Below are 24,379 nucleotides of genomic sequence, written 5' to 3'. Positions count from 1 at the left end.
TTCGCCCTCAGTTCAGGATGGCGGCGCACGGCATGGGCGGTTCGACCGCTGCCTGCCCGGCCTCCAAGGCATAGACCTGCGGATCGCGGGCGGAATATTCGCCCCAGGGCAGGTCTCCGGTCTTGGCATACTGCACCCAGAGACCGTGTACCCGATCGGCCAGCCCCTGCGGCGGTGCCTCGCCCGTCAATCCTTCGGGCCCGGTGGTCGACGCCAGGGTGTTAAAGACGAACGGCAGTTCGATGCCGTGGCAGGCGCCCAGCTCGCCGCCCGAAGCCGGAGACTGCCATTCCATTTCATAGACATGGGTGCGGCCCTCATGGGCGGCGGCAAACTGCCGGGCGGGATAGCGGAACACCAGATCGCTGAGCGCGCGGGTAAAGGTCCAGCCGGGCTTCTCCCCCCGTTGCCGATAGGTCTTCAGGATTCTGCGGGCGTTGCGCTCGACCCGACCGAGGATCAGGGGCGCCAGCCAGCCCGGCAGTTTGGCGCGCACGCCGGTCGGCACGAAATAGAGGTTCATCTCCTCGCGATTGCTGCCGATCAGCACATCGATGTCGCGCCCGACACCCTTGCCCAGCGCATCAAGGGGTGGTTCGGGCAGGACGTCGTCTCCGAACACCGGCAGGAATTTGCTGAGCCCGTAGGTGGGCTCGCGGCCCCGCGCGTCGCGCAGGTCGAGGCGCACCGTCGGCTGAATGACCGCCTCCAGAACCCGCAGCGTGTCCTTGATCCGGGTGCCACGAAAGCCGTCGGCGTCCGGCCGGACCTTCAGCATCCTGGCGACCTTTTGCGTCAGACGTCGGGCGACCGGTAGAGGGCGCACCATTGACCCGTGACCGCTCTGGATGATGGCGCGGCGGAACAGACCCTGCGCCAGGGGCGACGCCACCAGACAGGCCACCGACATGGCGCCGGCGGATTCGCCGAAAACGGTGATGTTGTCGGCGTCGCCGCCGAGGGCCTCCGCATTGGCCCGCACCCATTTCAGCGCGGCGATCTGGTCCAGCAGGCCCAGGTTGGCGGGAGCCCCGTCGACCGGCAGGAACCCCTCAATCCCGAGGCGATAGGTGATCGACACCAGGACGATCCCGTCGCGGGCAAAGGCGGCGCCGTCCTGCACAGCGGCGGTGCTGGAGCCCAGCACGAACGCCCCGCCATGGATGAAGACCATGATGGGTCGACCGGTTCGGCCGTCGTCCGGCAACCAGATGTCGGCATTCAGGTAGTCGTCGCCCTCGGTCCAGCCGGTTCCGATCAGCGGGGCGACGTCCAGCCCCGGGAAGGGTTTGACGACATGCGGTGCATTGGCGCCGGCGACCGTTGCATCGCGCACGCCCGACCAGCCGGGGTGGGCCTCGGGCAGGCGAAAGCGTCGGTCGCCCACGGGCCCGGCCGCATAGGGCACACCGCGGAACCGCAGCACGCCGGATACGCGCGCACCCTTCACCTCGCCTTCCGCCAGCCGGATGATCGGTTCAGCCATACTCTGTCCTCCGTTTCGCCAGACCCTAGCGTCCAATGCCCCCGACCGGGCAGCCGCGATTGTGCCGAACCGCAGAAAAGCTGCGCGGCATACGCAGGGCACCTATCATACAGGTATTGCAAAACCTGTATGATAGGATACGGTGATGGCATCGCGGATGGACAGAGCCCAGGGCCGACGCCGCACGGAAACGACAGGACAGCCTGTGATTGACGCGCCTCTGCATCTCACGCTCGAGCCCGGCCTGAGGGTCCTGATCGGGCGGGCTGGCCGACCGCCACTGATCGAGTCCGCCAATGTGCGCGTCATGCGCTGTACGCTCGACTGGGAGGGATCGGGACGACGCGGGGCGCAGGCGATACTGTCCCTGGGGACCGCAGCCGATATGGACAATCCATCTGACCGTAGCGCGACGTCTCTCACGGTTATCTTTATCGGCGAGGGCCCCTTCGGGGGTATTCTGGCCGGCGCCGGCGACGGCGACTTCTATATGGGGGACCGCCTCGCAGCGCTGGCAACAGCCGCCGCTGCCCCCACCATTCAAGGCGCGGCGCGCGACATGTACCGGCGGGCAAAATGCCAGGAACTGTTCTGCGAGATCCTCGAAGCCGCCGAACGCGGAGACCTGGTGCCCCATACGCCCTCAGCCGGTCTCAGCCGGGCCGAGATGGAGCGGCTGATGACCGCCCGTCGCCTGATTGCCGACCGGTTCGACGAGAAGCTGACCCTTGACCAGATCGCTCGCACAGCGGGGCTGAACCGCACCAAGCTGACGCAGGGGTTTCGCGAAGTGTTTGGCCAGAGCGTCGCCGACTGTCTGGCCGATCAGCGCCTGTCACGGGCCGCGCGCGATCTGACCTCCAGCGACCGGCCGGTTTCGGTGGTCGGCTATGACGCCGGCTATCTGAACAATGCCAGCTTCGCCCGGGCCTTTACGCGTCGCTATGGCCTGTGCCCCAGCGACTATCGACGCGCGGGGGGGCAGGTGGCCCTCAATGCCGCCTAGCGGCGGCTTTCGCGACTGTGATAGCCTGATCTTCCCATTCGTTCCGGGTACTCCGACCATGCTCGCTGACAGCCGTCCCGACGAAACGCGCGTCCAGTACGTGATGCGTCAGGTCGCAGACTACATCGGCAAGGGACAGTTGAAGGTCGGGGACCAGTTGCCGAGCGAGGCGGCCTTTGGCGAGCGGCTGGGCGTCAGTCGACCGGTGGTGCGCGAGGCCTTCGGGGCCCTGGCCGCGCTCAACATCATCGACACTGCCAACGGCCGCCGCCCCCGGGTCAGCGCCCTGTCCAGTCAGACGCTGTCAATCTCGCTGGACCATGCCGTCCGCACCGAACAGATCACCGTCCAGCAGGTCTGGGAGACCCGCCGCTGCCTCGAGACCGAGACGATCGCCCTCGCCGCCGTGCGCCGTTCGGATGACGAGGCCCTGCGTATCCGGGATCTGGCGCGGGCCATGGCCGACGCCGCGCGTGGCTCGCCCGCCCTGATCGAGGCCGACATCGCCATGCACAAGGCCATTGCCGATGCCAGTCGCAATGCCCTGATGGCCAAGATCATCGGTGCCTTCGAGCCCCTGCTTGAATCTGCCGTGCCCGCTGCCTGGCGCACCCGCCGCACCGAGGACCAGCACGCCGCGATCATCGCCAAACACCTGGAGATGGCCGAGATGGTGTTGCAGCGCGACGCCGACGCGGCTCGCAAGGCCATGGACGAACATTTCGACCGCGCCATCGGCGCCATGCTGGCCGCCGACACCACCGTCTAGCTGTGAGACGGGGATCTCGCCCTCATTGTAGCCGGCGATCAGCGGCACGGGGGTCTGGTCACCCCGCTCGAACACATCGATCACCTGGTCGGGCAGGTCGGCCAACTCGGGCGCGCCCATCCGGCTGGCCACGGACAGCCCCACTGACTCGGCATCGGGACAGTTCTCGAAGGTGCCGTGGCGCAGTTCGGGCACGGTGATCAGATAGCCACTCTGGGCAGGCAGCACCGTTGCGATGCCTCAAGCGCTGCATTAGTCATGCAACAGGGGTGCTGAAGGACGAAAATGGCCGGAGCGACAATCTACGACGTTGCCGCCCGTGCAGGCGTCTCGATCAAGACCGTATCTCGCGTGGTCAATCGGGAGGCGAATGTCAGCCGGGCCATGCGCGAACGGGTCGAGGAGGCTGTTATCGCCCTTGGCTATCGGCGCAGTCTGTCGGCACGCGCCCTGGCCGGCTCGAACTCAACGATAATCGCCGCCCTCGTCGACGCCGAGTTGACCATCGAGCACTGGAAGAGCGGACGCGGCAACGACTATCTCAGCCGCCTGGAGCTGGGTGCCCTGATGGAATGCCGTCAGGCCGAATACCATCTCATGGTCGAACTCGTTGATCATGGCTCGGCTCACCTGGAGCGTGACATGCAGGCCCTGCTGGGCTCGATCCGCCCCGCAGGAGTCCTGCTGACGCCGCCCAATTCCGATCACGCGCTCGTTCTCGACATTCTGGACGCCGCAGGCGTGGCCTACGCCCGGATCAGTCCGGAAAAGGATCTGGCACGGGGCGTCTCGGTCCGGATGGACGAGCGGCAAGCGGCCTTCGACATGACCCGGCACCTGATCGACCTGGGACACCGGCGGATAGCGCACATCTCCGGCCCGGCGACCTATGCCGCCAGCAGCTTGCGCCGGGAAGGCTATGAGCAGGCGCTGAAACAGGCCGGCGTGGCTCCGTCCCCCTCTCTCATCGTCGAGGGTGACTTTACCTTTGCCTCCGGAATCGCAGGCATCGAGCGGCTTTTGTCTGGCGAGCGGCCCACCGCCGTATTTGCGGCCAACGACGACATGGCGCTCGGCGTGCTCCAGGGCGCGGCCGCAGCCGGCGTCTCTGTGCCGCTCCAGCTTTCTGTGGCCGGGTTCGACGACACGCCCAGCGCCCTGTTCAGTACGCCCCCCCTGACGACCATCCGTCAGCCGGTGGCCGAGATGGCGGCAGAGGCGACCCGGCGCCTGCTGCCCGCAATGGGCCAGGACAATTGGGCCGAGGCCGATCCTGTGGTCGTGGTGCCCTATTACCTGGTGGTCCGAGGATCGACGGCCGTTTGCCCCTGACGGGTTGACAGCGCTGTCAGGTTTACGCGAATGTGCGCTTCGGAGCGGTGATCGGATCGCACGGAGGGGGAGCGGCGCGTCACATCGCTCCGTACCTGCTGTTTCCTTCCCGAGCGTCCGAAGACCAGGTTCAAAGCCATCTCCTCCTGGAAGCCTGGCGGCGGCGGGAAACCGTCGCCGCCCCTGTTTCACTGCCGAGGCCCCTTCATGCGCGTTGCCGTTTCCGCCCTGGTCCTCCTGATGGCGCTTGGGCAGCCTGCCCTCGCCCAGCTCGCCGCCCCCGTCGATCCCGATGCCGCGACGGCTGACCCGGCGAACTGGCCGCGATCCGCATCCCCTGCGGCCCTGTCGGACGCCGAGACCGAAGCCTTCGTGGACGACCTGCTGGGGCGGATGACCGTCGAGGAGAAGGTCGGCCAGCTGATACAGGCAGACATCGCGTCGATTACCCCCGAAGATCTTCTGACCTATCCGATCGGCTCCATTCTTGCGGGTGGGAATTCCTCGCCGGGCGGCGACGAGCGCGCGCCGGCCGGGGCCTGGGTCGATCTGGCGCGGGACTTCCGCACGGCCAACGTCGCGCGCGGCGGTACGATCGTGCCCCTGATCTTCGGGATCGACGCCGTGCACGGCCACAACAATGTGGTCGGCGCGACGCTGTTTCCGCACAACATCGGCCTGGGCGCCGCCCGTGATCCGGATCTGATCCACCGCATCGGCGAGGCGACTGCGCTGGAAGTTGCGGCCACCGGCGCAGACTGGACCTTCGGGCCGACCCTGGCCGTGCCGCGCGACGACCGCTGGGGCCGGGGTTACGAAGGGTATGGCGAGCACCCCGAGATCGCCCAGAGCTATGCCGCACCCATGACGCTCGGGCTGCAGGGTCCGCTGAGCCCCGACGGGCCCATCGCATACGGTCGCATCGCCGGGTCGGCCAAGCACTTCCTCGCGGACGGCGGCACGCTCGGCGGCAAGGACCAGGGGGACTTCGTCGGAACCGAGCGTGAGCTGATCGATATCCACCTCAGCGGCTATCCGCAGGCGATCGACGCGGGCGTCCTGTCGATCATGATCAGTTTCTCGAGCTGGCACGGCGTCAAACATTCCGGCAACGCCAGCATTCTGCGCGACGTGCTTTACGGCCCGCTGGGATTCACCGGTTTCACCGTCTCGGACTGGAACGCCCATGGACAGATTCCGGGCTGTTCCAACGAGAGCTGCCCCCAGGCGATCAACGCCGGCATCGACATGCTGATGGCTCCGGATAGCTGGAAGCCGCTGTATGAGAACACGCTCGCACAGGTGCGGTCGGGTGAAATCCCGATGACGCGCGTCGACGAGGCCGTCCGTCGCATTTTGCGGGCCAAGGTCAAGGCCGGGCTCTTCCGGACAGAGCGCCCCTATGAGGGACGGCTCGAGCTGCTGGGTTCGCCTGACCACCGGGCGCTCGCGCGCGAGGCCGTCCGCAAATCCCTGGTGCTGCTGAAGAACGACGGCGTCCTGCCGATCCGTGCCGGCGCGAATGTGCTGGTCGTCGGCGCCGCGGCCGACGATATCGGTCAGGCGGCAGGTGGATGGACCCTCACCTGGCAGGGCACAGGCAACACCAATGCCGACTTCCCCAATGCCCAGTCGATCTGGGGCGGGGTCGAGGAAGCGGTTCGCGCCGGCGGCGGCACCGCGACGCTCAGCCTGGACGGCGCCTGGGAAACCCGCCCCGACGTTGCCATCGTGGTGTTCGGCGAAACGCCCTACGCGGAGTTCCAGGGCGACCTCAGCCATGTCGACTTCCAGCCGGAACAGCCGCTGGCCATGCTGCGTCGGCTGCAGGCCGCGGGCATTCCGACGGTTGCCGTCTTCCTCTCGGGCCGCCCGATGTGGGTCAATCCCGAGCTGAACGCCTCGGACGCTTTTGTGGCGGCGTGGCTGCCGGGCACGGAGGGCGGCGGCATCGCCGATGTGCTGATCGGCGGTCCGGACGGGTCACCCCGACACGACTTCACCGGCCGGCTGAGCTTCTCCTGGCCCCGGGACGCGACGGGGACTCCCGTGAACGTCGGCGACGAAGGCTATGACCCGCTGTTCGCCTATGGCTACGGCCTCAGCTATGCGGCGCCGGGGACGGTCGGCCCGGTGTCCGAAGAAAGCGGCGTCGCCACAAGCGGCTCCAGCGTTGCGGACTATCTGGTTGACGGACGCGTGGTCGAACCCTGGTCGCTTGCGCTGGAAGATGCCGGTGGCCAGACCCGGGCGGGCACAGAAGCCAGCATCGCCAGTCCGCGTGGCGCGGTCACCGTGACGGTTGTCGATGATCTCGCCCAGGAAAGCGGACGGCGTTTCACCTTCGCCGGCGCACCCCGCCAGCTCGCGCTGATCTGGGGCAATCCTGTCGACCTGAGCCGACAGGCCAACGGCGAAATGGCCCTGAGTTTCCGATACCGGGTCGACGCGGCGCCGACGGATCGGGTGACCCTCTCGGCAGGTGCGGCCGATCCGGCCCGCATCGGCGGCTTCGACCTGACGCCCTATCTGACCGATGGTCCGCTGGGACAGTGGCACACGATAAAGATTCGGCTGTCCTGCTTCGGCGACGCCGGGGCAGATCTGACAGCGCTGGAACGCCCGTTCCAGCTGTCGACGCCCGGGCAACTGACGCTATCCGTCTCCGAGATCCGCCTCGCCTCGAATGAAGGCGACGCCATCTGCCCGTCAGAGTGACGCCGGACAGTACTGTCTGAGAAAGGCCTCATGGTCCGGCATGGCGCCGGCCGTCCGGGCGATGACGTGCCGGATGCCGGCCAGCCGGTTTCGCAAGGTTTCGGCCGGCAGGGTGTCGGCCATCGGATCCCGGGACCGCGGCCAGATGCCCTGGCCCAGCAGCACGGCCAGCCAGCTGTCGGCCGAGAACAGTTCGTCGTCCCGCCGGAAGACCCGGCCCGTGGCCCGAAACAGGTCGATGCGCCCCTGCAGGCTGTCAGGAACCGGCATGTCCGCGACGTACCGCCAGAAGGCCGTGTCGTCACGGCGCGTGGCCTTGTAGTGCAGGATGATGAAGTCGCGCACCTGCTCGAACTGCTGCTGCATCATGCGATTGTATTCCGCGGCCAGCAGCGGCTCGAAATCGCGGTCCGGGAACAGGGCCAACAGGCGCGATATTCCGGCCTGGACCAGATGGATGCTGGTCGACTCAAGCGGCTCCAGAAAACCTGACGACAGGCCCAGCGCCACCACATTGCCGACCCACTGGCGCCGTCGCCGCCCCGCCGTGAACCGCAGGACCCGCGGCTCTGCCAGGGCTTCGCCCTCCAGTCCGTCCCGCAGGGTCTCCAGCGCCGCCTCATCGGTCGTGAAGGCCGAGGCGTGGACATAGCCGTTGCCGGTGCGGTGCTGCAGCGGGATCCGCCACTGCCAGCCGGCGTCGCGCGCCGTGGACCGCGTATAGGGCGTCAGCGGGCCGCCGTTGCGCGTGGGGACCGCGAGAGCCCGGTCGCAGGGCAGCCACTGGCTCCAGTCCTCATAGCCCGCCTGCATCGCCCCCTCGATCAGCAGGCCACGGAACCCCGAGCAGTCGATAAAGAGATCGGCTTCGAACCGGCGTCCGTCATCGGTTGCGACGGCGGTGACGTGGCCCGTGTCTGCATCTCGCACGACATCGGCGATGCGGCCTTCGTGCCGGGTCACGCCCCGGCTCGCGGCGATCTCACGCAGGAAGCGGGCGTAAAGACCCGCATCGAAATGATAGGCGTACTTCAGGCTGGACAGCACTGTGCGCGGGTCCGGCGACGGCAGGCACATACGGTTGGCCACGGCCGCGAAATTGGACAGATTGAAGTCCGCCAGATCCCCGCCGAAACCCTCGGCATTCGCCCTGAGCCAGGCCTGTGCGAAGGGCACGCCCTCTATGTCCATGCCGATCGCCCCAAACGGATGAACGTAGCGATCGCCCAGAGCGCCCCAGTCGACGAACTCGATGCCCAGCTTGAAGGACGCCTGGGTGCGTCTCATGAATTCGGACTCTTCGATTCCGACCAGGGCGTTGAAAGCCAGGATCGGCGGAATGGTCGCCTCCCCCACCCCCACAGTGCCGATTTCGTCCGATTCAATAAGGGAGACCTCGGTCACGCCGTTGGCGGCGAGGCGCGCCAAAGCGACGGCGGCCATCCAGCCGGCGGTACCACCGCCGACGATCAGGATACGCCGAAGGGGGCGGCGGACGGCAGCGGCAGACGGAGGATTGGGCGTCATCTGGGTCCAGGGACAGGGCGAGGAAGGGCGCGTTGATCTTATCGAGACTGCATGATAGTGTCACAAAATGACAGCGCTGTCAGACTGTCGTTAAATAGACATCTCCGAGGGGGGAAATCGTGGCTGTTATCCAATTGGGCCTGGGCGCCCCTGTGCGTGGACGTCTGTGCGGCTTGCTGTGCGGCGCGTCGGGTCTGGCCCTCGGGGCCGTGCTGCTGGTCACCCCGGCACAGGCCCAGGACGCAGCCGAGCAGGATCCCGAAGCGACCCAGGTCGAAGACATCATCGTCACCGGCATCCGCTCCAGCCTGCGCAACGCCCAGTCCATCAAACAGGACTCTGACGTCTTCGTGGACGCCATCAGCGCCGAAGACATCGGCGCCCTTCCTGATCGATCGGTGACCGAGGCGCTGCAGCGCGTGCCGGGCGTGTCCATCAGCCGCTTCGCCGGCGCCAACGACCCGGACCACTTTTCGGTCGAGGGCTCGGGCGTCGTGGTCCGCGGCCTGACCTTCGTCCGTTCCGAGCTCAACGGCCGCGACACCTTCTCGGCCAACAACGGGCGCGACCTGTCCTTCGCCGACGTCCCCCCCGAGCTGCTGGGCAGCGTCGAGGTCTTCAAGAACGTCTCGGCCGACATGATCGAGGGCGGCATCGCCGGCACGGTCAACCTGAATACGCGCCGTCCGTTCGACAGCCCCGGCCGAATGATGGCCTTGTCGGTTGAGGGCAACTATGGCGACCTCGAGCAGAAACTCACGCCCACCGTTTCGGCCCTGATCAGCGATCGTTGGGACACCGAGGCGGGCGAATTCGGTTTCATGCTCAGCGGCGTCTACTCCCAGCTCCAGTCGCGTTCCGACGGACTTCAGTCGCTCAACTACCGGCTCGATCAATCGGGCGGCAGCGATCTGTGGACCCCCTCGGGTCTCGCCTTCCGCACCCAGTCCTTCGACCGCGAGCGCACGGGCCTGGCGGCGGCGGGCCAATGGCGCTCGAACGACCGCACCATGGAGGCGACGGTCCAGTTCTTGCGGTCCGAGTCGACCCAGGCCTGGACCGAGAATGCGATCGAATCCATCGTCGACGACACGGGCAATCGGGTCCCGCTACCGGGAACCACCTGGGAGTATGACGACGACGGCATCTTCACCAGCGGGATCATCACCTCGAACGCGGGCTGGCGCTCGGCCGACCCCTCGGTGCCCCTCGAAGGCATCCAGCACAGCTTTGTCAAACGCGGCGTCGATCAGCGCTACGTCACCAGCGATCTGGGCTTCAACCTGAAATGGTCGCCGACCGATCGCCTGCGGCTGAATTTCGATGGCCAGTATGTGGAGTCCACCGTCCAGAACACGGACTTCCAGATCGCCAACTCCTTCTTTGCCGTCGATGTCATCGACCTGACCGGCGACACGCCCACCCTCGGACTGCTGCCGCCCAACGCCGGCGGCACGGGCGACATCGGCGCCTACCTTGCGGACCCGGCCAATTATTACTGGCGCAATGCGATGGACCACAAGGAAGACAGCGAGGGCGACGAATACGCCTTCCGGGCCGATGGCGAGTATGATCTCGACGCTGGCTGGCTGGACTCGGTCAAGGTGGGCGCGCGCTATGCCGAGCGCGACCAGACCACCCGCAACTCGCTGTACAACTGGGGAGTCCTGTCGGAAGTCTGGAACGGCGCCACCGGACCGGTCTGGCTGGACCAGGGCAGCGTGGGGACGCCGCGCCTTACGGGCGGCCTGGGCAATGCAGGCCTGTTCGACTTCTCGCCGATGGGCGTGCCGATTACGGCCTTTGGCTACGCCGGCAATCCCGGAAGCGACTACGACGCAGCTGTCGCCTTCGCGCTTGGCATCAACCAGATCTGGGGCGGCGGCGGATGGGTCCCGCTGAACATGCGCTCCAATGTCGTGCCCGGCACGGATTACACGCCCGGCGAGATCAACTCGACGAATGAGCAGACCCAGGCGGCCTATGCCCTGATCAAGTTCAGCAACGATGCGGACCCCGTCTGGGGCGAGAGCGTCTCGATCAGCGGCAATGTCGGCATCCGCTACGTCGAGACCACCATTACGGCGGAGGGCGCCCTCAGCTTCCCGACGCAAGCGCAGGTCTTCTCGGGTGACTGCAGCGTCCCCCCCGCGCCGGGCAGCTCGCTTCCCGCCTTCTGCCTGTTGACCCCGGCCGAGCAGGCCCGGGCCCTCGCCTTCGCGACAGGGGCCTCGGTCCCCAACAATGCGAAGAATACCTACGACAACTGGCTGCCCAGCGTGAACATCAAGGTCGGGCTGACCCCCGAGTTCCTGCTGCGGTTCGGCTATACAGAAGCGATCCGGCGGTCTGATCTCGGCCTGACGCGCAATCAGCTGCAAATCACGCCGCGCGTCGTCAACAACCAGTTCCTCGGCTTCGAAGCCCAGGCCGGCAACACCTTCCTCGAACCGATCCGGTCCCAACAGTTCGACCTTTCGGCGGAATGGTATTTCGCGCCGACCGGCTCACTGACGCTCGCCCTGTTCCACAAGTCACTGGAAGGCGTGATCACCAACGGCTTCTACGACCGGACCCTGACCAATGGCGGGGAGACCTACGACGTCTATGTACGCGGGCCCACCAACGCGTCCGAGGACGGCGAGATCCAGGGCTTTGAGCTGGCCTATCAGCAGTTCTACGACTTCCTGCCCGGCTGGTGGTCCGGCTTCGGCATCCAGGCCAACTACACCTATATCGACAGCTCGGGCGTACCCCAGGAAAACCTCCAGGCCGACAAGGCCAATCCGGGAGGGTCCGAACCGGCCATCGACACCAGCCTGCTGCCTCTGGAGTCTCTGTCCGAGCACAACTTCAACTTCGCCGCCATCTACGAAAACGACACGATTTCGGCCCGTCTCGCCTACAGCTGGCGGTCCGAATATGTGCTGACGACGCGCGACGAAATCGTGCCGTTCGCGCCGATCTATTCGGACGACACGGGCCAGCTGGACGCCTCGTTCTTCTACACGATCAACCCCACCTTCAAGGTCGGGGTCCAGGGCGTAAACCTGCTGGACGAGACCACCCGCACCTTCCAGGTTCTGGACGAGCAGCTGCTGAAGGCGCCGAGGTCGTGGTTCAAGAATGACCGTCGCTTCTCCTTCGTGGTGCGGGCGACCTTCTAGAGCGAAGACTGGCGCGCCGATCCACGTGGTCGGCGCGCCCCGTCGTCCTGTCTTCAGCGCCTGGACAGGGCGCCGAGCAGGAAGGCCCTCAGGGTCCGCGCAGTATCCTGGCTGAGCGGGCCCTGAATGCCGTGAGCGTGGGGCGGCAGATGCGCCGGCGGCACGGCGTCGGGGCCGAACACGAAGTGGTCGAACAGGTCCCGCCACGCCGCGCGGGTCGGCTCCGGCAGGGCGCGGATCGCCAGCATCCCGTGGACCATGGCCTCAAGGCCCGAGCCCGCCAGCGGATGGGCGTCCCACCAGTAGTTCACCAGCACATTGAACCGCGCCGACGCCTGCACGTGGTGCCACCACAGCGGAGGGATGTAGATCGCGTCTCCGGGCTCCAGCTCTGCGGTGACGGCCGCTGCCGCGGCCTCCGCGAACCGCGGGAACGCCCTTTCGTCAACGGCGCCCAGCCTGACCATGCTGACGGGCTGGCCTGCCAGCGTGTGCTCCAAGGGTCCCGGGTAGAGGTTGCGTGTCTGATCCGGGGGAAACAGTGTGAAGCGGCGTCGCCCCGCGACCACGCAGGCCAGGTTCTCGGAGACATCGAAATGCGTCTGCACCTCGACAGCATTGCCCAGCCATAGCCTCGGCACCGCGGATTCCGGCACGCCCGGCGGCGGATTGGCGCTCGAGAATTCGGGCAATCCGACCGGCAGCGACGCTGCCCCCATGTAGAGGGCGGGCGCACCGTCGACAGGCGCCGCCAGCAGGTCCGCGATCATCGCCGACACGGTCACTGGCTCCCGGACGAAGTTGTGGCCCCGCACATCCGGACCATAGAAGAAATGCCCGCCCGCCTCGGCCGGGGCCCGCATGCGCGTGCCGGCCGCGCCGGAGTCCATACCGGTCAGGTAGTCCGCGATCTGCGCGTCGCCGGCCAGCGCATGCTCGACGGCGGGCCAATGCGCAACGTGGCCGCGCAGCACGACGGGTTGAGCGGACGCCCGCGCCATGCCGAGGGCTAACCGGCCGTCCGATGTATTCGCTTCAATCACGCCATGAGCCTTGACAGCGCTGTCTTTAGACGGCGCACTATGCCCGGAGAGCCTTGCGTTAGACAGGGCCCGGGAGGCGAAAGATTGCAAATGAACGGTGCGAAGTTGCATAGCGGCACCGCAGCAATGACAGTGCCCACCGCGATGCCCGTTGATCATATCCCAAAGCCGTCGGACGGTGCGGTGACCGGCGGGTTCATCGCCCTTTACACCCTGGCCCAGATCGGCGCCTTCGTCGCCTTCATCCCGATGCTCAATCTGCTTCTGCCGCTGAAGGCCGAGGCTGTTGATCTGTCGGGCAAGGCCGTGCTGCTCAGCCAGGTCATGGTGATCGGCGCCGTTGTGGCCGGGTTCGCCAATCTGGCGGCCGGCGTTCTCAGCGACGGGACACGAGGGCCGTGGGGGCGGCGCAGGCCCTGGATTGCCGGCGGGGCTGTTGCCGTCGCCGCCACCCACGGGCTCGTCTATCTGGCGGACGGCCTCTGGAGTCTGATTGCCGCAGTGGTGGCGTTCCAGATCGCCCTCAATCTGATGTTTGGCCCGCTGAACGCCGTGCTGGCCGACCGGGTGCCGGACCACCAGAAGGGCACCGTCTCCGCACTCCAGGGACTCGCGCTTCCAACTGCAGGGCTGTTTTCCGCCGTGGTCCTGGCCATCGCCCTGGGCGGGCTCGCAGAGCGGTTCCTGATCACGGCCCTGGCCGTTCCGCTGCTGGTTCTCCCCTTTGCCCTGCTGGTGCCGGACCATAGCGAAGCAGGCCTTCCCGCCACGCGGCCCCGGTTCAGTCTCGGGGTCCTGACCGACCGGGACTTCCGACTGGCGTTTACCTCCCGCCTGCTGGTGCAGGTCAGCATCACCCTCAATGTCCTGTATCTGCTGTTCTACCTCCAGGACGTGGCAACCCTGCCGAGCGCGTCCGGCGCCACGGCGGAAACGGCCTTCGGCTGGCTCATGACCGCCGGGACCCTCGGCGGGCTGATCTTCGGATTCATCGGGGGCATTCTTTCAGACCGCACGCGGCGACGCCGGGTGCTCGTCATGAGCGGGGGCGTTCTGATGGCAGTGGGGGCGGGCCTGATGGTGGCACAGCCGGTATGGCCGGGCCCCCTGCTGGCCCAGATCGTGTTCGGGATCGGCCTCGGCCTCTATTCGACCGTCGACATCGCCCTCGTCGCGGAGGTGCTGCCCGATCGGTCGAGCGCCGGCCGCGATCTGGGCGTGATGAATCTGGCCATCACCGTGCCCCAGATCGCCGCGCCCCTGATCGGCCTGGGCGTGCTCCTCGCCTTCGGCGGCGAGCTCCGATGGGTCTTCGCGATTTCGGCGGTCTTCGCATTTGTGGGCGCAATCGCGGTCATGGGCATCCGGAGAGTCCGATGACCGGCCGCAGCATTCGGCGTGTGGTGATTGTCGGCGGCGGTACGGCGGGCTGGATGACCGCCGCGGCCCTGGCCCGCCTGGTCAAGACCCCCGACGTTTCGATCCAGCTGATCGAGTCGGCGGAAATCGGGACGGTGGGCGTCGGGGAGTCGACCCTGCCCCACATCCGGGCCTTCAACGAGCGCCTTGGCATTGACGAAGCGGCCTTCATGAAGGCCACCCGCGCGACATTCAAACTGGGGATCCAGTTCGAGGACTGGGGCCGCATCGGCGACCGCTACATTCACCCCTTCGGCGACTACGGCATGCCGGGCGGCGATGCGCCCTTCCATCACTACTGGCTCAAGGCGAGCGCTGAAGCTGACGTCGGGCCGATCGACGACTATTCCCTGCCCGTCGTTGCGGCGCGCGAAGGGCGGTTCGCGCCCCCGTCCGACAACGCCCGTTCCCTGATGTCGACCTATGGCTACGCCTATCAACTGGACGCATCCCTCTACGCCCGGTTTCTGCGCACCCTGTCCGAGGCAGAAGGTGTCGAGCGGCTCGAGGGTCGCATCGTCGGCACCGGACAGGACGGAGACAGCGGCCTGATCACGGGGGTCGAGATGGAGAGCGGCTCGATCGTCGAAGGCGACCTGTTCATCGACTGCTCCGGATTCCGCGGCCTGTTGATCGAGCAGGTGTTGAACGCCGGCTTTCGCGACTGGTCGCACTGGTTGCCCTGCGACCGGGCGGTCGCCATGCCGTGTGCCACCGATCAGGCCACTGTGCCCTATACCCGCGCCCGCGCGCTGGAGGCCGGCTGGCAGTTCCGCATTCCGCTGCAGCACCGGGTCGGCAACGGCTACGTCTACTGCAGCGCCTTCCTGAGCCCCGATGCCGCCACGGAGCGCCTGACAGGCCTGCTGGAAGGCGCGCCGCTGAACACGCCGAACCACTTGCGATTCACCGCCGGCCAGCGGCGGCGGACGTGGGTCGGCAACTGCGTTGCCATCGGCCTGTCCGGCGGGTTCATCGAACCGCTGGAGTCGACCAGCATCTATCTGATCCAGCAGGGCATCACCCAGTTGATCGCCCTGTGGCCCGACCGCGACTTCGCGCCCAGGGCCATCGACGAATACAATCGCTGGATGGATCTGGAATTCGAACGGATCCGCGACTTCATCATCCTCCATTACTGCGCCACGGAACGGGACGATTCCGAGCTGTGGAACCACGTCCGCACCATGACCCTGCCCGACAGCCTGTCGGCGAAGCTGGAGCTGTGGCGCGAAGGCGGCGTGGTGCAGGAGTATCGCGACGGCCTGTTCCTTCACCCCAGTTGGGTCGCCGTCTATCTGGGCCAGCGGGTGCGCCCCGCGCGCTGGCACCCCCTGGCGGACCGTCGGGAGACGGCCCAGCTGATCCCGGCGCTGGCCAGACTTCGCCAGACCGTGGCCTCGGCCGCCGGTCACCTGCCGACGCAGGACGCCTATATTGCCGGCTATTGCGACTGGCGCACCCAGGAGGCTTCATGAGTCCGCCCCCTTCCGGTCACCCGGCCCGCATCCGCAGCGTCTGCATCGTCGGTGGCGGCACCGCCGGCTGGATGACCGCGGCCGCGCTCGCCAAGGTGCTTGGCCCCCACTACGCCGAGATTACCCTGGTCGAATCCGATGAGATCGGCATCGTCGGCGTCGGCGAGGCGACCATCCCCCAGATCCGCCTGTTCAACCAGATGCTGGGGCTGGATGACGACGCGTTCGTGCGCCGCACCCACGGCAGCTTCAAGCTCGGCATCGAGTTTGTGGACTGGGGCAAGCCGGGCGACCGCTACATTCACCCCTTTGGCCGCTATGGCATCGACATGGCGGGCGTGTCCTTCCACGCCTTCTATCTGAAGGGCCGGATGCTGGGCGAGACGCACGACCTGGCGCACTATTCACTTGAGGCGTCGGCCGCCCGGGCCAACCGCTTCATGCGCTCGATCGACGCTGGCAAGTCGCCGCTGTCCAACATCGCCTATGCCTATCATTTCGACGCGGGCCTCTACGCCCGCTATCTGCGGGAATATGCCGAGGCGCGGGGCGTGCGGCGCGTCGAGGGGCGTATCGTCGACGTCGCGATGCGACCCGCCGACGGCTTTGTCGAGAGCATTGCGCTGCAGGATGACCGACGGATCGAGGCCGATCTGTTCATCGACTGCTCCGGCTTCCGCGGCCTGCTGATCGAACAGGCCCTGCAGACCGGTTACGAGGACTGGTCGCGCTGGCTGCCCTGCGACCGCGCCCTGGCCGTGCCCTGCGAGAGCGCGGGCGAGCTGACGCCCTACACCCGCTCGACGGCGCGTGAGGCCGGTTGGCAATGGCGCATCCCGCTGCAGCACCGGATCGGCAACGGCTACGTCTATTGCAGCGGCCACCTGTCGGATGACGAGGCCGCCTCGACCCTGCTGGCCAATCTGGATGGAAAGCCGCTGGCCGATCCCCGCCCGATCCGCTTCACGACCGGGCGACGCAAGGCCTTCTGGAACCGCAACGTCGTCGCGCTCGGTCTCGCCTCGGGATTCATGGAACCTCTGGAGTCTACAAGCATCCACATGATCCAGAGCGGCATTGCCCACCTGCTGACCATGTTCCCCGACCGGGACTTCGACCCGGCCGAGACCGCTCGCTACAACCGCGTGATCGGCGAGGAATATGTCCGCATCCGCGACTTTCTGGTGCTGCACTATCACGCCAACCAGCGCCCCGGCGACTTCTGGGCGCAGATGCGCGGCACGGAAATCCCCGATGGCCTGCGGGAAAAGTACGAGCTCTATCGCGCGCGGGGCCGGATCTATCGCGAGAACGATGAGCTGTTCAGCGAGACCAGCTGGTTCGCCGTCCTGGCCGGGCAGAACCTGTGGCCGGCGACCTATGATCCCGTCGCCGATGTGCTGACCGATGCGGAGACCCTCGAGCGGCTGGCCGGCGCGCGCGGCGTCTATGATGCCTGCCTGGCCCAGATGCCGGACCACGCCGACTTCATCGCCCGCAACTGCGGGATGGCCGCCGCAGCCTAGGGGTTCATCTCGCGCAGCATCTGCCGGACCAGCTGACCGGACGGGCTGATCATATCGTCGGTCCAGCCCCCCTGCCCCGAGGCGCCGGGCATCAACGCCGCCGATGTCTCGTCCTTGTCCGTGATCGACCAGTTCAGATGGCTGATGCCGTGGCTCTCCATGAAGTCCCACCACAGCCGGGTCTCCACGTCATCGAGAAGGCCGTCGCCGCTCGCCTCGCTGGTCCCCCATTCGGTGACGAACAGGGCCGCGCCGAGATCCATCGCCTTCAAGGCCTTGTCACGCAGTTCCTGGCGGTGCGTGCCGGCATAGAAATGCAGGGTGTAGGCGACATTGGAAAACGGCAGCGGGTCAGCGGCGGCGATATCCACGTCCTGCGACCATGACGGTGTCCCGGCGATGATCAGATTGTCGGGATCAACGGCACGAATGGCCGGGATCACCACCATGTGGAACGGCTTGACCACCTCGGCCCAGCCGTGGGTGTTGAGCGGCTCGTTGTAGACCTCATAGATGATGTTGGGGTGCTGCCCGTATTTGGCGGCGATCTGGGCGAAGAAGACTGCGGCGGCTTCGGGATGCGGCTCATGCGCATGCCAGTCGACGATGACGTAAAGGCCTTCGGCGAGCGCGGCCTCGATGACGGCCTCTGCCCGGGCCATCTCCTGTTCCGGATTGGCCAGATAGCCGTCGTGGTCGACCGCGATCGCGGCGCGGACCACCGTCACGTTCCAGTCCGACTTCAGATGGGCCACGGCTTCGGCGTTGTAGAACTGCCCGCCCCACTGGCTCCAGAACAGCGACATGCCGCGCAGAACGACCGGAGCCCCGCTCTGGTCCACGACCCGCCCGCCCTCGATCCGCAGGGCGCCGTGACGCTCTACGGGGGTCTGCGACAGGGCACAGCCAGCGAACAGCAGCGTCGAGACGCCAGCGACGAGGGTGAACAGTGTGCGAAGAAATGCCATGCCCCACCTTTGCTTGACAGCGCTGTCAGTCAAGTCAAATCTCTCATTTGGACGGCTTGGCCCGTTCACTTCGGGTTGCAGGGACAATAGAGGCCCGCAGGGTCCGGGGGAATACAGAAGCAGGATCATACGCGTTCCTGACCTTGCATGGGCTGACGGACGGGAACGCGGACATGAACCACGCCACCCACACGGCGGAACTCTTCCTCATCGCCATGCTGATCATCTTCAGCGTGCCGTATCTGATCTGGCGCGGCCTTCGGACCGAATATTATGCGCCGCTGGTGGTCGTGCAGATCGTCGGCGGCATCCTGCTGGGGCCCGGCGTTCTCGGCGCGGCCTTCCCCGACGCCCATGCGGCCGTCTTCAATGCCCAGGTGATCACGGCCCTCAATGGCGTGGCCTGGTGGGCGGTGATGATCTTCGTCTTCATCGCCGGGCTTGAGCTGGACCTGAGTGAGGCCTGGAAGCATCGGATCGAGACCGGGGTGACCGCCGGTCTGTCTCTCATCACCCCGCTGGCGTTCGGCGCCGTCGCAGCGATCGGTATGCTGCGCTTTCCGGGGTGGGCCGGACCGGACGGACAGGAATGGCAGGTCGTGCTCGGCATCGGCATGGCCTGTGCCGTGACCGCGCTTCCGATCCTGATGCTGTTCATGGGCAAGCTGGAGATCCTGCGGCAACCGCTGGGCCAGCGCATCCTGCGCTATGCGAGCCTCGACGACATCGCGATCTGGGGTGTCCTCGCGCTTATCCTTCTGGATTGGGAGCGCCTCGGCCGCCAGGCCACCTTCGTCCTCGGCTTCGCCCTTGCGGCCGTCGCGATCCGCGCTGTGATGAAGCGCATTCCCGAGTCTGACCGCTGGTACGTCGGGCTCATCTGGCTGGCGGCCTGCGGCCTTGCCGGCGACTGGTCGGGGCTGCATTTCATGGTGGGCGCCTTCCTCGCCGGCGTGGTGCTGGACAAGGCCTGGTTCGACCGCGCCCGGATGGATCTGTTCCGGGACCACATCCTGCTGGCCATCATGCCGGTCTTCTTCCTGAGCACCGGACTGCGGACGCAGTGGGACCTCGGGGGCACCGCCGTCTTCATGGCCGCGGGCGTGCTGCTTGTCGCTTCCGTCGCAGGCAAGCTGGCCGGGGTTCACCTCGCGGGCCGGATCCTGAAGTGGCGCAAGGGCGAGGCCTCGGTCATCGGCTGGCTGCTTCAGACCAAGGCCCTGATCATGATCATCTTCGCCAACATCCTGCTGGACCGGCAGATCATCACCAATGACGCCTTCACGGCCCTGCTGCTGATGGCCGTCGGATCGACCATGCTGACCATTCCGCTGGTCACGCCCCTGCTGAAGCCCAAGTCGAAAAGACCGACCTGACCCGGCCCCCGCAGCAGGGTGCGTCCACCCTCAGTGCGAGCCCGGAGCGGCAACCACATCGGCCCGGGACGCCGGCGTCCGGGCACAGGACACGGCGAAGATGGTCAGCAACGCATAGCCCGCCAGCGGCACATAGAAGACGGGGTTCAGCGTCGTCGAGGCATCGGCCACCATCCCGGCCATCCACGGCAGGACCGCGCCGCCGACGATGGCGGTGCACAGCAGGCCGGAGGTCGCCGAAGCCGCCGCCGACGACCGCTCCAGCGTCAGGGTGAAGATGGTGGGGAACATGATGGAGTTGAACAGACCGATGGCGATGGCGGCATAGGCCGCTGTGACGCCGTCCGTCTGCGTGACCGCAAGGCAGAGACCGCCTGCCATGACGGTGCAGATCGCCAACAGCGCTCCCGGGTTGATGCGGGTCAGCAGGATGCTGCCGATCAGGCGCCCGACCATGGCCCCACCCCAATAGTAGCTGACCATCTTGCCGGCCTGCTCCAGCGGCACGTCGAGAATATTGGGGCTGTGGAGGAAGTTGGTCAGCAGCGCGCCGATCGTCACCTCGGAGCCCACATAGAGGAAGATGGCCGCCGCCCCGAACAGGGCCCACTTCGAGGAAAAGGCCTTGAGCGGTGAGGAGACTTCAACCGTCGATCCGGCGGCCGCCGCATTGATCTTCTTGCGGGCCGTAAAGATGAAGAAGGCGATCAGGGCGAAGAAGCCCCCCATCGCCAGGAAGGCGAAATCGATACTGCGCAGCGACTCCGCGCGCGTCGCCTCCGTGATGACGGCACCCGCCGCAAAGACGCCGCCCGTGAGCAGCACGGTCGACCCGAGGTAGGGCCCCAGCGTCGTGCCGAGCGAGTTGAAGAACTGCGAGAAGTTGAGGCGGGCGTGGGATCCCTTCGGCGTGCCCAGTGCTGCGACCAGCGGATTGGCCGCAACCTGCAGGAGCGTGACGCCGGAAGCGATCACGAACAGGGCCAGCAGCACCCCCGGATACCAGTCCAGTATGGTCGCCACCGGAACGATCAGACACCCGCCGACCATCGTCGCCAGGGCGGCGATGATGGCACGGCTGTATCCCAGCCTGGACAGGACGGCCGCCGCCGGCACCGACACGATGGCATAGGCGATGAACCATGCCGACGCGGCCAGGGTCGCCTCGGTATAGCTGAGATCGAACACACGCCGGGTCGCCGCCATCAGCGGGTCGATCAGCGACGTCGCAAAGCCCCAGGCAAAGAACAGGGTGGTGACATAGGCGAACGCGGCACCCGTGCCCCGGGTAACGCGTGCGGTCTGCGGCGCGGATTCGGTCATTCAGCTCCCCCACGACCCGGATCAGGCCATTGCCTGTCCCGATCAATTTCATTCTTGTTTGACAGCGCTGTCAGCATAGGCGCGCCGCGCTCCGCTTGGCAACCGCGATTCCGCTCTCCGGGCTGCCGCCCGAAAATTCCTAAGCCTCCCCCACGGAAACATCGCCGGTCGGCGATCGCGAATAGGGATCCGGGGCTCTTTCAGCTAAGGCTCACGGATATGGGCAGGCAGGAACGGGACTGGGCGCCCCGGTTGGGCCCGGCCGATGCCTGTGCAGAACTCGAGGGACTCGTGTCAGGCAGAAACTCGACCTTGCCGTGGACGAGGATGGACGGTTCCCGGTGTCCTCGACCCTGCCGTTCGTCAACCGGAAGGCCGCCCGCGACACTTGCGGGCGCCTGAACAATCCAGACCCGGAGGGCCTCTGAGCCATGACTGCGACCGACTTCAACTTCGCCAATGCGCACGGCCGCGAATTGTCCGGCGTGCTTGAGCGCGGCGACGGCTCCGTACGGGCCTGGGCCGTGTTCGCCCACTGTTTCACCTGCGACAAGACTTCGCTGGCGGCGACGCGTCTCAGCCGGGCCTTGGCCGGCCTCGGGATTGGCGTTCTGCGCTTCGACTTCACCGGTCTCGGCGAGAGCGAGGGCGCGTTCGGCAAGGGCCTGTCCGGTGACATCCAGGATGTGGTCTGCGCGGCGCAGGCCATGGCCGTTCAGGGCATGACGCCCCAGCTGCTGGTCGGCCACAGCTTCGGCGGTGCGGCAGTGTTGGCGGCGGCGGCCGAACTGGACATGGTCAAGGCTGTAGCCGTGATCGGAACCCCGTTCGACGCCGAACACGTGCTGACCCATATCGGCCCGGCGTTGAAAGACGCCGCGGCCGGGCAGCGCATACCGGTCGAGATCGCCGGGCGGACATTTGAACTGGGCACCGAGTTCGTTCGCGATATTCGCGGCCAGAATCAGAAGGCGCGTATCGAAAACCTGGGCCGCGCCCTGCTGGTTCTGCACTCGCCGGTCGACGAAGTTGTCGGAATCGAGAATGCCGCGGAGATCTTCCTGACCGCGCACCATCCCAAGAGCTTCGTCTCGCTGGATCACGCCACCCATCTGCTGACGGACCCGGCGGATACCGATTATGCAGCGTCAGTGATCGCGGCATGGGCGGGCCGCTATCTCGATCTTGCACCCTAAGCCGGGCCCGCAGCGGGCGGGCTCGGGTGACTCAGGGCCGCTTGCACAAACGCAAAAGCATGACGCCGGCGCAGCGCGCTGTACGGCTTGAAGCGACGGTCTGGTTGGCCCTGGTGCGTGGTGCGCTGGCGCTGTTTCCTTTCCGTGTGGTCGCCGCGCGCCTCGGCGAAGCCTGCCCTCCGGCGGTCGCAGCCGCGCGGACGAGAACGGCCGACGTCCTGGCCTCGAAATCGAGGGAAAAATCTGGCACCGACGTAGGGGGTTGGTTGAAGGAGTTCCGAATGACCCGAGTCATGTCGATCATGGTCGCCAGCGCGCTGGTTCTGGCAGCCTCACCCGTGATGAGCCACGCACGCCTGGTATCGGCGACACCCGGCAGCGGGGCCGTTGTGTCCGCCCCCCGCACGATCAGCCTGACGTTCAGTGAGCGATTTGCTGCGCCGTTCTCCACCGTCGAGGTTGAGGATGGGCGGGGGCGCGCCGTCGCCTTGACCAAATCGGTCTCTGAGGACGGCAAGATCCTGGGCGGATCGTTTGCGGCGCCGCTTGCGGCCGGGACCTATCAGGTGACCTGGGCCATTGCGGCGGCCGACGGGCACCGCATGACGGGGACCTACAGCTTCACCGTCCGCTGACGTGCCGATCGATCTGACCGTCGTCCTTGTCCGGTGGCTTCAGTTCGCCGCCGCGGTCGTGGTACTGGGGCTGCCCCTGTTCCAGATGTATGCGCCAGGACCGGTCCCGGCGCGTTCGGCGCGTTGGGTCGCCATCGCCGCCGGGCTGCTGCTGGCGGCCGGAGCGGCCGGCGGCCTTGTGGCGCAGACGGCGATGATGGCCGGCGGCTGGGCCGCCGCCGTCGACCCCGCTTCGATCGGCTATGTCATCCAGTCCACCGGCCTCGGTATGGCGCACATTGCCCGCGCCGCACTGGCCCTGGCCGGGGTTGCGATCCTGATGATCGGGCAGAACAGGAGGGGCGCCGGTCTGATCGCTGTCCTGGCATTCGCCGGGGCCACCGCCAGTTTCGCCTGGAGCGGCCACGGGGCGGCCAGTGAGGGAGCCCTAGGGCTGATCCACCTCACCGCCGACATCGTTCATGCGCTGGCCGCTGCGGTCTGGCTGGGTGCTCTTGCGGGATTCTGCCTGATGACGGCGCGTTCGTCACAGGTCCCGGAGGGGAACACAGTCCGTTCGCTGGCGAGCTTTGCCGGCGTCGGCACGACAGCCGTCGTGACGCTGGCAATCACGGGCCTGGTCAACGCTGCCTTCCTGGTCGGAGCCGACGGAGTGACACGCGTCGTCGGTTCAACCTGGGGCCTGTTGCTGCTCGGAAAACTGGCTCTGTTCGTAACGATGCTGGGGCTGGCGGCGCACAACCGCTTCACGCTGACGCCCGCCTTGTCGAAGGCGAGCCATACATCCGGGACAGCCGGCGCCCTTCAGCGACTGCGCCTCAGCATCGGCGCCGAGATGGCAGCCGGCCTCGCCCTTCTGGGCCTGGTCGCGGCGATGGGCGTACAGATGCCGCCGGTGTCGATGTGATCAGCGCGGCGCGCGCGACGACCAGTGGATGTGGCGAATGCGCCAGGCGTCACCGTCCCGGTGCAGGATCATGGTCTCTGCGGTCAACCGATCGACAGCCCGGCCATTGAACGTTCCGGTGGTGCGGCCCTCGGTCAGGACCCAGGCGACGTCGCCCTCGACCCGGGCCACGCGGCGGGTCACCTCGGCGGTGGTGGCGGCCGCGAAGGCCATGTCGGCGGGCAGATGGTGGCCGGCGTATTCGGCGCGGGAGCGCTCGGCGCCGCCCTCTTCCAGCACCACGACGTCCTCGGTCAGCAGGGCCAGGACGGCCTCGGCGTCGCCCGATCGCAGGGCGGCATGAAAGGCGTCCACGACGGCGATGGCGGGGCGCGCAGCTTCATCTTCAGCCGGGGCTGACGCGGACGAGACCGCGCCGCTGGGGGTCACGATGACAGAGGCCGATACGGCGAGGGCGGCGGCAAGGATCAGGCGCTTCATGGACGGCTCCCGGTGGCGAAGGC

At 66.9% G+C, this 24,379-nt stretch carries 18 protein-coding genes; 12 read left to right on the top strand and 6 right to left on the bottom strand.

Annotated features, from left to right (window positions below):
- Nucleotides 1–7: 7 nt before the first annotated feature.
- Nucleotides 8–1,486: a carboxylesterase/lipase family protein gene (locus V7672_RS11755; RefSeq protein WP_335624776.1), complete on the bottom strand. Its 1,479-nt coding sequence runs from the start codon at nucleotides 1,484–1,486 to the stop codon at nucleotides 8–10.
- 205 nt (nucleotides 1,487–1,691) lie between these two features.
- Between V7672_RS11755 and V7672_RS11750 the strand changes: the two genes are divergently transcribed.
- The 4 genes from V7672_RS11750 (at nucleotide 1,692) to V7672_RS11735 (ending at nucleotide 7,311) form a co-directional block, all read left to right on the top strand.
- A complete protein-coding gene (locus V7672_RS11750) occupies nucleotides 1,692–2,492 on the top strand; it encodes a helix-turn-helix domain-containing protein (protein WP_335624775.1) in 801 nt (266 codons plus the stop codon).
- A gap of 58 nt (nucleotides 2,493–2,550) precedes the next feature.
- Entirely contained in the window at nucleotides 2,551–3,261 is a 711-nt protein-coding gene (locus tag V7672_RS11745) for a FadR/GntR family transcriptional regulator (RefSeq protein ID WP_335624774.1), read from the top strand.
- Between the two features lie 285 nt (nucleotides 3,262–3,546).
- A complete protein-coding gene (locus V7672_RS11740; RefSeq protein WP_335624773.1) occupies nucleotides 3,547–4,593 on the top strand; it encodes a LacI family DNA-binding transcriptional regulator in 1,047 nt (348 codons plus the stop codon).
- 207 nt (nucleotides 4,594–4,800) lie between these two features.
- On the top strand, nucleotides 4,801–7,311 hold the full coding sequence (locus tag V7672_RS11735) for a glycoside hydrolase family 3 protein (RefSeq protein WP_335624772.1): 2,511 nt from the start codon (nucleotides 4,801–4,803) through the stop codon (nucleotides 7,309–7,311).
- Here V7672_RS11735 and V7672_RS11730 read toward each other — a convergent pair.
- The gene (locus V7672_RS11730) at nucleotides 7,303–8,838 is read right to left on the bottom strand and encodes a tryptophan halogenase family protein (RefSeq protein ID WP_335624771.1); all 1,536 of its coding nucleotides are present in this window, start codon (nucleotides 8,836–8,838) and stop codon (nucleotides 7,303–7,305) included. The genes V7672_RS11735 and V7672_RS11730 overlap by 9 nt on opposite strands.
- 119 nt (nucleotides 8,839–8,957) lie before the next feature.
- On the opposite strand from V7672_RS11730, the gene V7672_RS11725 reads away from it, so the two are divergent.
- On the top strand, nucleotides 8,958–12,005 hold the full coding sequence (locus V7672_RS11725) for a TonB-dependent receptor (RefSeq protein WP_335624770.1): 3,048 nt from the start codon (nucleotides 8,958–8,960) through the stop codon (nucleotides 12,003–12,005).
- Nucleotides 12,006–12,058: 53 nt separating this feature from the next.
- On the opposite strand, the gene V7672_RS11720 is transcribed toward V7672_RS11725, so the two are convergent.
- Nucleotides 12,059–13,048, bottom strand: coding sequence for a cupin-like domain-containing protein (locus tag V7672_RS11720; protein ID WP_335624769.1), 990 nt, complete (start codon nucleotides 13,046–13,048; stop codon nucleotides 12,059–12,061).
- Between the two features lie 144 nt (nucleotides 13,049–13,192).
- Here V7672_RS11720 and V7672_RS11715 point away from each other — a divergent pair, with 144 nt between their 5' ends.
- The 3 genes from V7672_RS11715 to V7672_RS11705 are packed head-to-tail and all read left to right on the top strand — an operon-like array spanning nucleotide 13,193 to nucleotide 17,471.
- On the top strand, nucleotides 13,193–14,428 hold the full coding sequence (locus tag V7672_RS11715; RefSeq protein WP_335624768.1) for an MFS transporter: 1,236 nt from the start codon (nucleotides 13,193–13,195) through the stop codon (nucleotides 14,426–14,428).
- Nucleotides 14,425–15,945, top strand: a complete 1,521-nt coding sequence (locus V7672_RS11710; protein ID WP_335624767.1) for a tryptophan halogenase family protein — start codon at nucleotides 14,425–14,427, stop codon at nucleotides 15,943–15,945. The genes V7672_RS11715 and V7672_RS11710 overlap by 4 nt, the downstream gene beginning before the upstream one ends.
- On the top strand, nucleotides 15,942–17,471 hold the full coding sequence (locus V7672_RS11705; RefSeq protein WP_335624766.1) for a tryptophan halogenase family protein: 1,530 nt from the start codon (nucleotides 15,942–15,944) through the stop codon (nucleotides 17,469–17,471). The genes V7672_RS11710 and V7672_RS11705 overlap by 4 nt, the downstream gene beginning before the upstream one ends.
- Here the strand turns inward: V7672_RS11705 and V7672_RS11700 are convergent.
- Nucleotides 17,468–18,439, bottom strand: a complete 972-nt coding sequence (locus tag V7672_RS11700) for a glycoside hydrolase family 5 protein (RefSeq protein WP_335624765.1) — start codon at nucleotides 18,437–18,439, stop codon at nucleotides 17,468–17,470. The genes V7672_RS11705 and V7672_RS11700 overlap by 4 nt on opposite strands.
- Before the next feature lie 173 nt (nucleotides 18,440–18,612).
- Here V7672_RS11700 and V7672_RS11695 point away from each other — a divergent pair, with 173 nt between their 5' ends.
- A complete protein-coding gene (locus V7672_RS11695) occupies nucleotides 18,613–19,815 on the top strand; it encodes a cation:proton antiporter (RefSeq protein ID WP_335624764.1) in 1,203 nt (400 codons plus the stop codon).
- A 30-nt stretch (nucleotides 19,816–19,845) separates the two neighbouring features.
- Here the strand turns inward: V7672_RS11695 and V7672_RS11690 are convergent, their stop codons facing one another.
- Nucleotides 19,846–21,138: a sugar MFS transporter gene (locus V7672_RS11690; protein ID WP_335624763.1), complete on the bottom strand. Its 1,293-nt coding sequence runs from the start codon at nucleotides 21,136–21,138 to the stop codon at nucleotides 19,846–19,848.
- Nucleotides 21,139–21,569: 431 nt separating this feature from the next.
- On the opposite strand from V7672_RS11690, the gene V7672_RS11685 reads away from it, so the two are divergent.
- From V7672_RS11685 to copD, 3 genes are read left to right on the top strand one after another with little or no spacing between them, the layout of a single operon-like run.
- Entirely contained in the window at nucleotides 21,570–22,334 is a 765-nt protein-coding gene (locus V7672_RS11685; protein ID WP_335624762.1) for an alpha/beta hydrolase family protein, read from the top strand.
- Between the two features lie 41 nt (nucleotides 22,335–22,375).
- Nucleotides 22,376–22,969, top strand: coding sequence for a copper homeostasis periplasmic binding protein CopC (gene copC / locus V7672_RS11680; protein WP_335624761.1), 594 nt, complete (start codon nucleotides 22,376–22,378; stop codon nucleotides 22,967–22,969).
- A 1-nt stretch (nucleotide 22,970) separates the two neighbouring features.
- Nucleotides 22,971–23,876 carry a copper homeostasis membrane protein CopD gene (copD, locus tag V7672_RS11675; RefSeq protein WP_335624760.1) on the top strand — a complete coding sequence of 302 codons (906 nt, stop codon included), beginning with the start codon at nucleotides 22,971–22,973 and terminating at the stop codon, nucleotides 23,874–23,876.
- Here copD and V7672_RS11670 read toward each other — a convergent pair whose 3' ends face one another.
- The gene (locus V7672_RS11670; RefSeq protein WP_335624759.1) at nucleotides 23,877–24,356 is read right to left on the bottom strand and encodes a DUF4440 domain-containing protein; all 480 of its coding nucleotides are present in this window, start codon (nucleotides 24,354–24,356) and stop codon (nucleotides 23,877–23,879) included.
- Between the last annotated feature and the right edge of the window lie 23 nt (nucleotides 24,357–24,379).

Origin of the sequence: Brevundimonas sp. (genome assembly GCF_036963785.1) — a bacterium.
Taxonomy (GTDB): Bacteria; Pseudomonadota; Alphaproteobacteria; order Caulobacterales; family Caulobacteraceae; genus Brevundimonas.
Note: the sequence above shows the minus strand (reverse complement) of the source record. Positions and strands in the feature narration are given on the sequence as shown.

Coding starts and splice junctions, on each gene's coding strand:
- V7672_RS11755 (WP_335624776.1), bottom strand. CDS start 1,486: ATGGCTGAACCGATCATCCGGCTGGCGGAAGGCGAGGTGAAGGGTGCG.
- V7672_RS11745 (WP_335624774.1), top strand. CDS start 2,551: ATGCTCGCTGACAGCCGTCCCGACGAAACGCGCGTCCAGTACGTGATG.
- V7672_RS11740 (WP_335624773.1), top strand. CDS start 3,547: ATGGCCGGAGCGACAATCTACGACGTTGCCGCCCGTGCAGGCGTCTCG.
- V7672_RS11735 (WP_335624772.1), top strand. CDS start 4,801: ATGCGCGTTGCCGTTTCCGCCCTGGTCCTCCTGATGGCGCTTGGGCAG.
- V7672_RS11730 (WP_335624771.1), bottom strand. CDS start 8,838: ATGACGCCCAATCCTCCGTCTGCCGCTGCCGTCCGCCGCCCCCTTCGG.
- V7672_RS11715 (WP_335624768.1), top strand. CDS start 13,193: ATGCCCGTTGATCATATCCCAAAGCCGTCGGACGGTGCGGTGACCGGC.
- V7672_RS11710 (WP_335624767.1), top strand. CDS start 14,425: ATGACCGGCCGCAGCATTCGGCGTGTGGTGATTGTCGGCGGCGGTACG.
- V7672_RS11705 (WP_335624766.1), top strand. CDS start 15,942: ATGAGTCCGCCCCCTTCCGGTCACCCGGCCCGCATCCGCAGCGTCTGC.
- V7672_RS11700 (WP_335624765.1), bottom strand. CDS start 18,439: ATGGCATTTCTTCGCACACTGTTCACCCTCGTCGCTGGCGTCTCGACG.
- V7672_RS11695 (WP_335624764.1), top strand. CDS start 18,613: ATGAACCACGCCACCCACACGGCGGAACTCTTCCTCATCGCCATGCTG.
- V7672_RS11690 (WP_335624763.1), bottom strand. CDS start 21,138: ATGACCGAATCCGCGCCGCAGACCGCACGCGTTACCCGGGGCACGGGT.
- V7672_RS11685 (WP_335624762.1), top strand. CDS start 21,570: ATGACTGCGACCGACTTCAACTTCGCCAATGCGCACGGCCGCGAATTG.
- V7672_RS11670 (WP_335624759.1), bottom strand. CDS start 24,356: ATGAAGCGCCTGATCCTTGCCGCCGCCCTCGCCGTATCGGCCTCTGTC.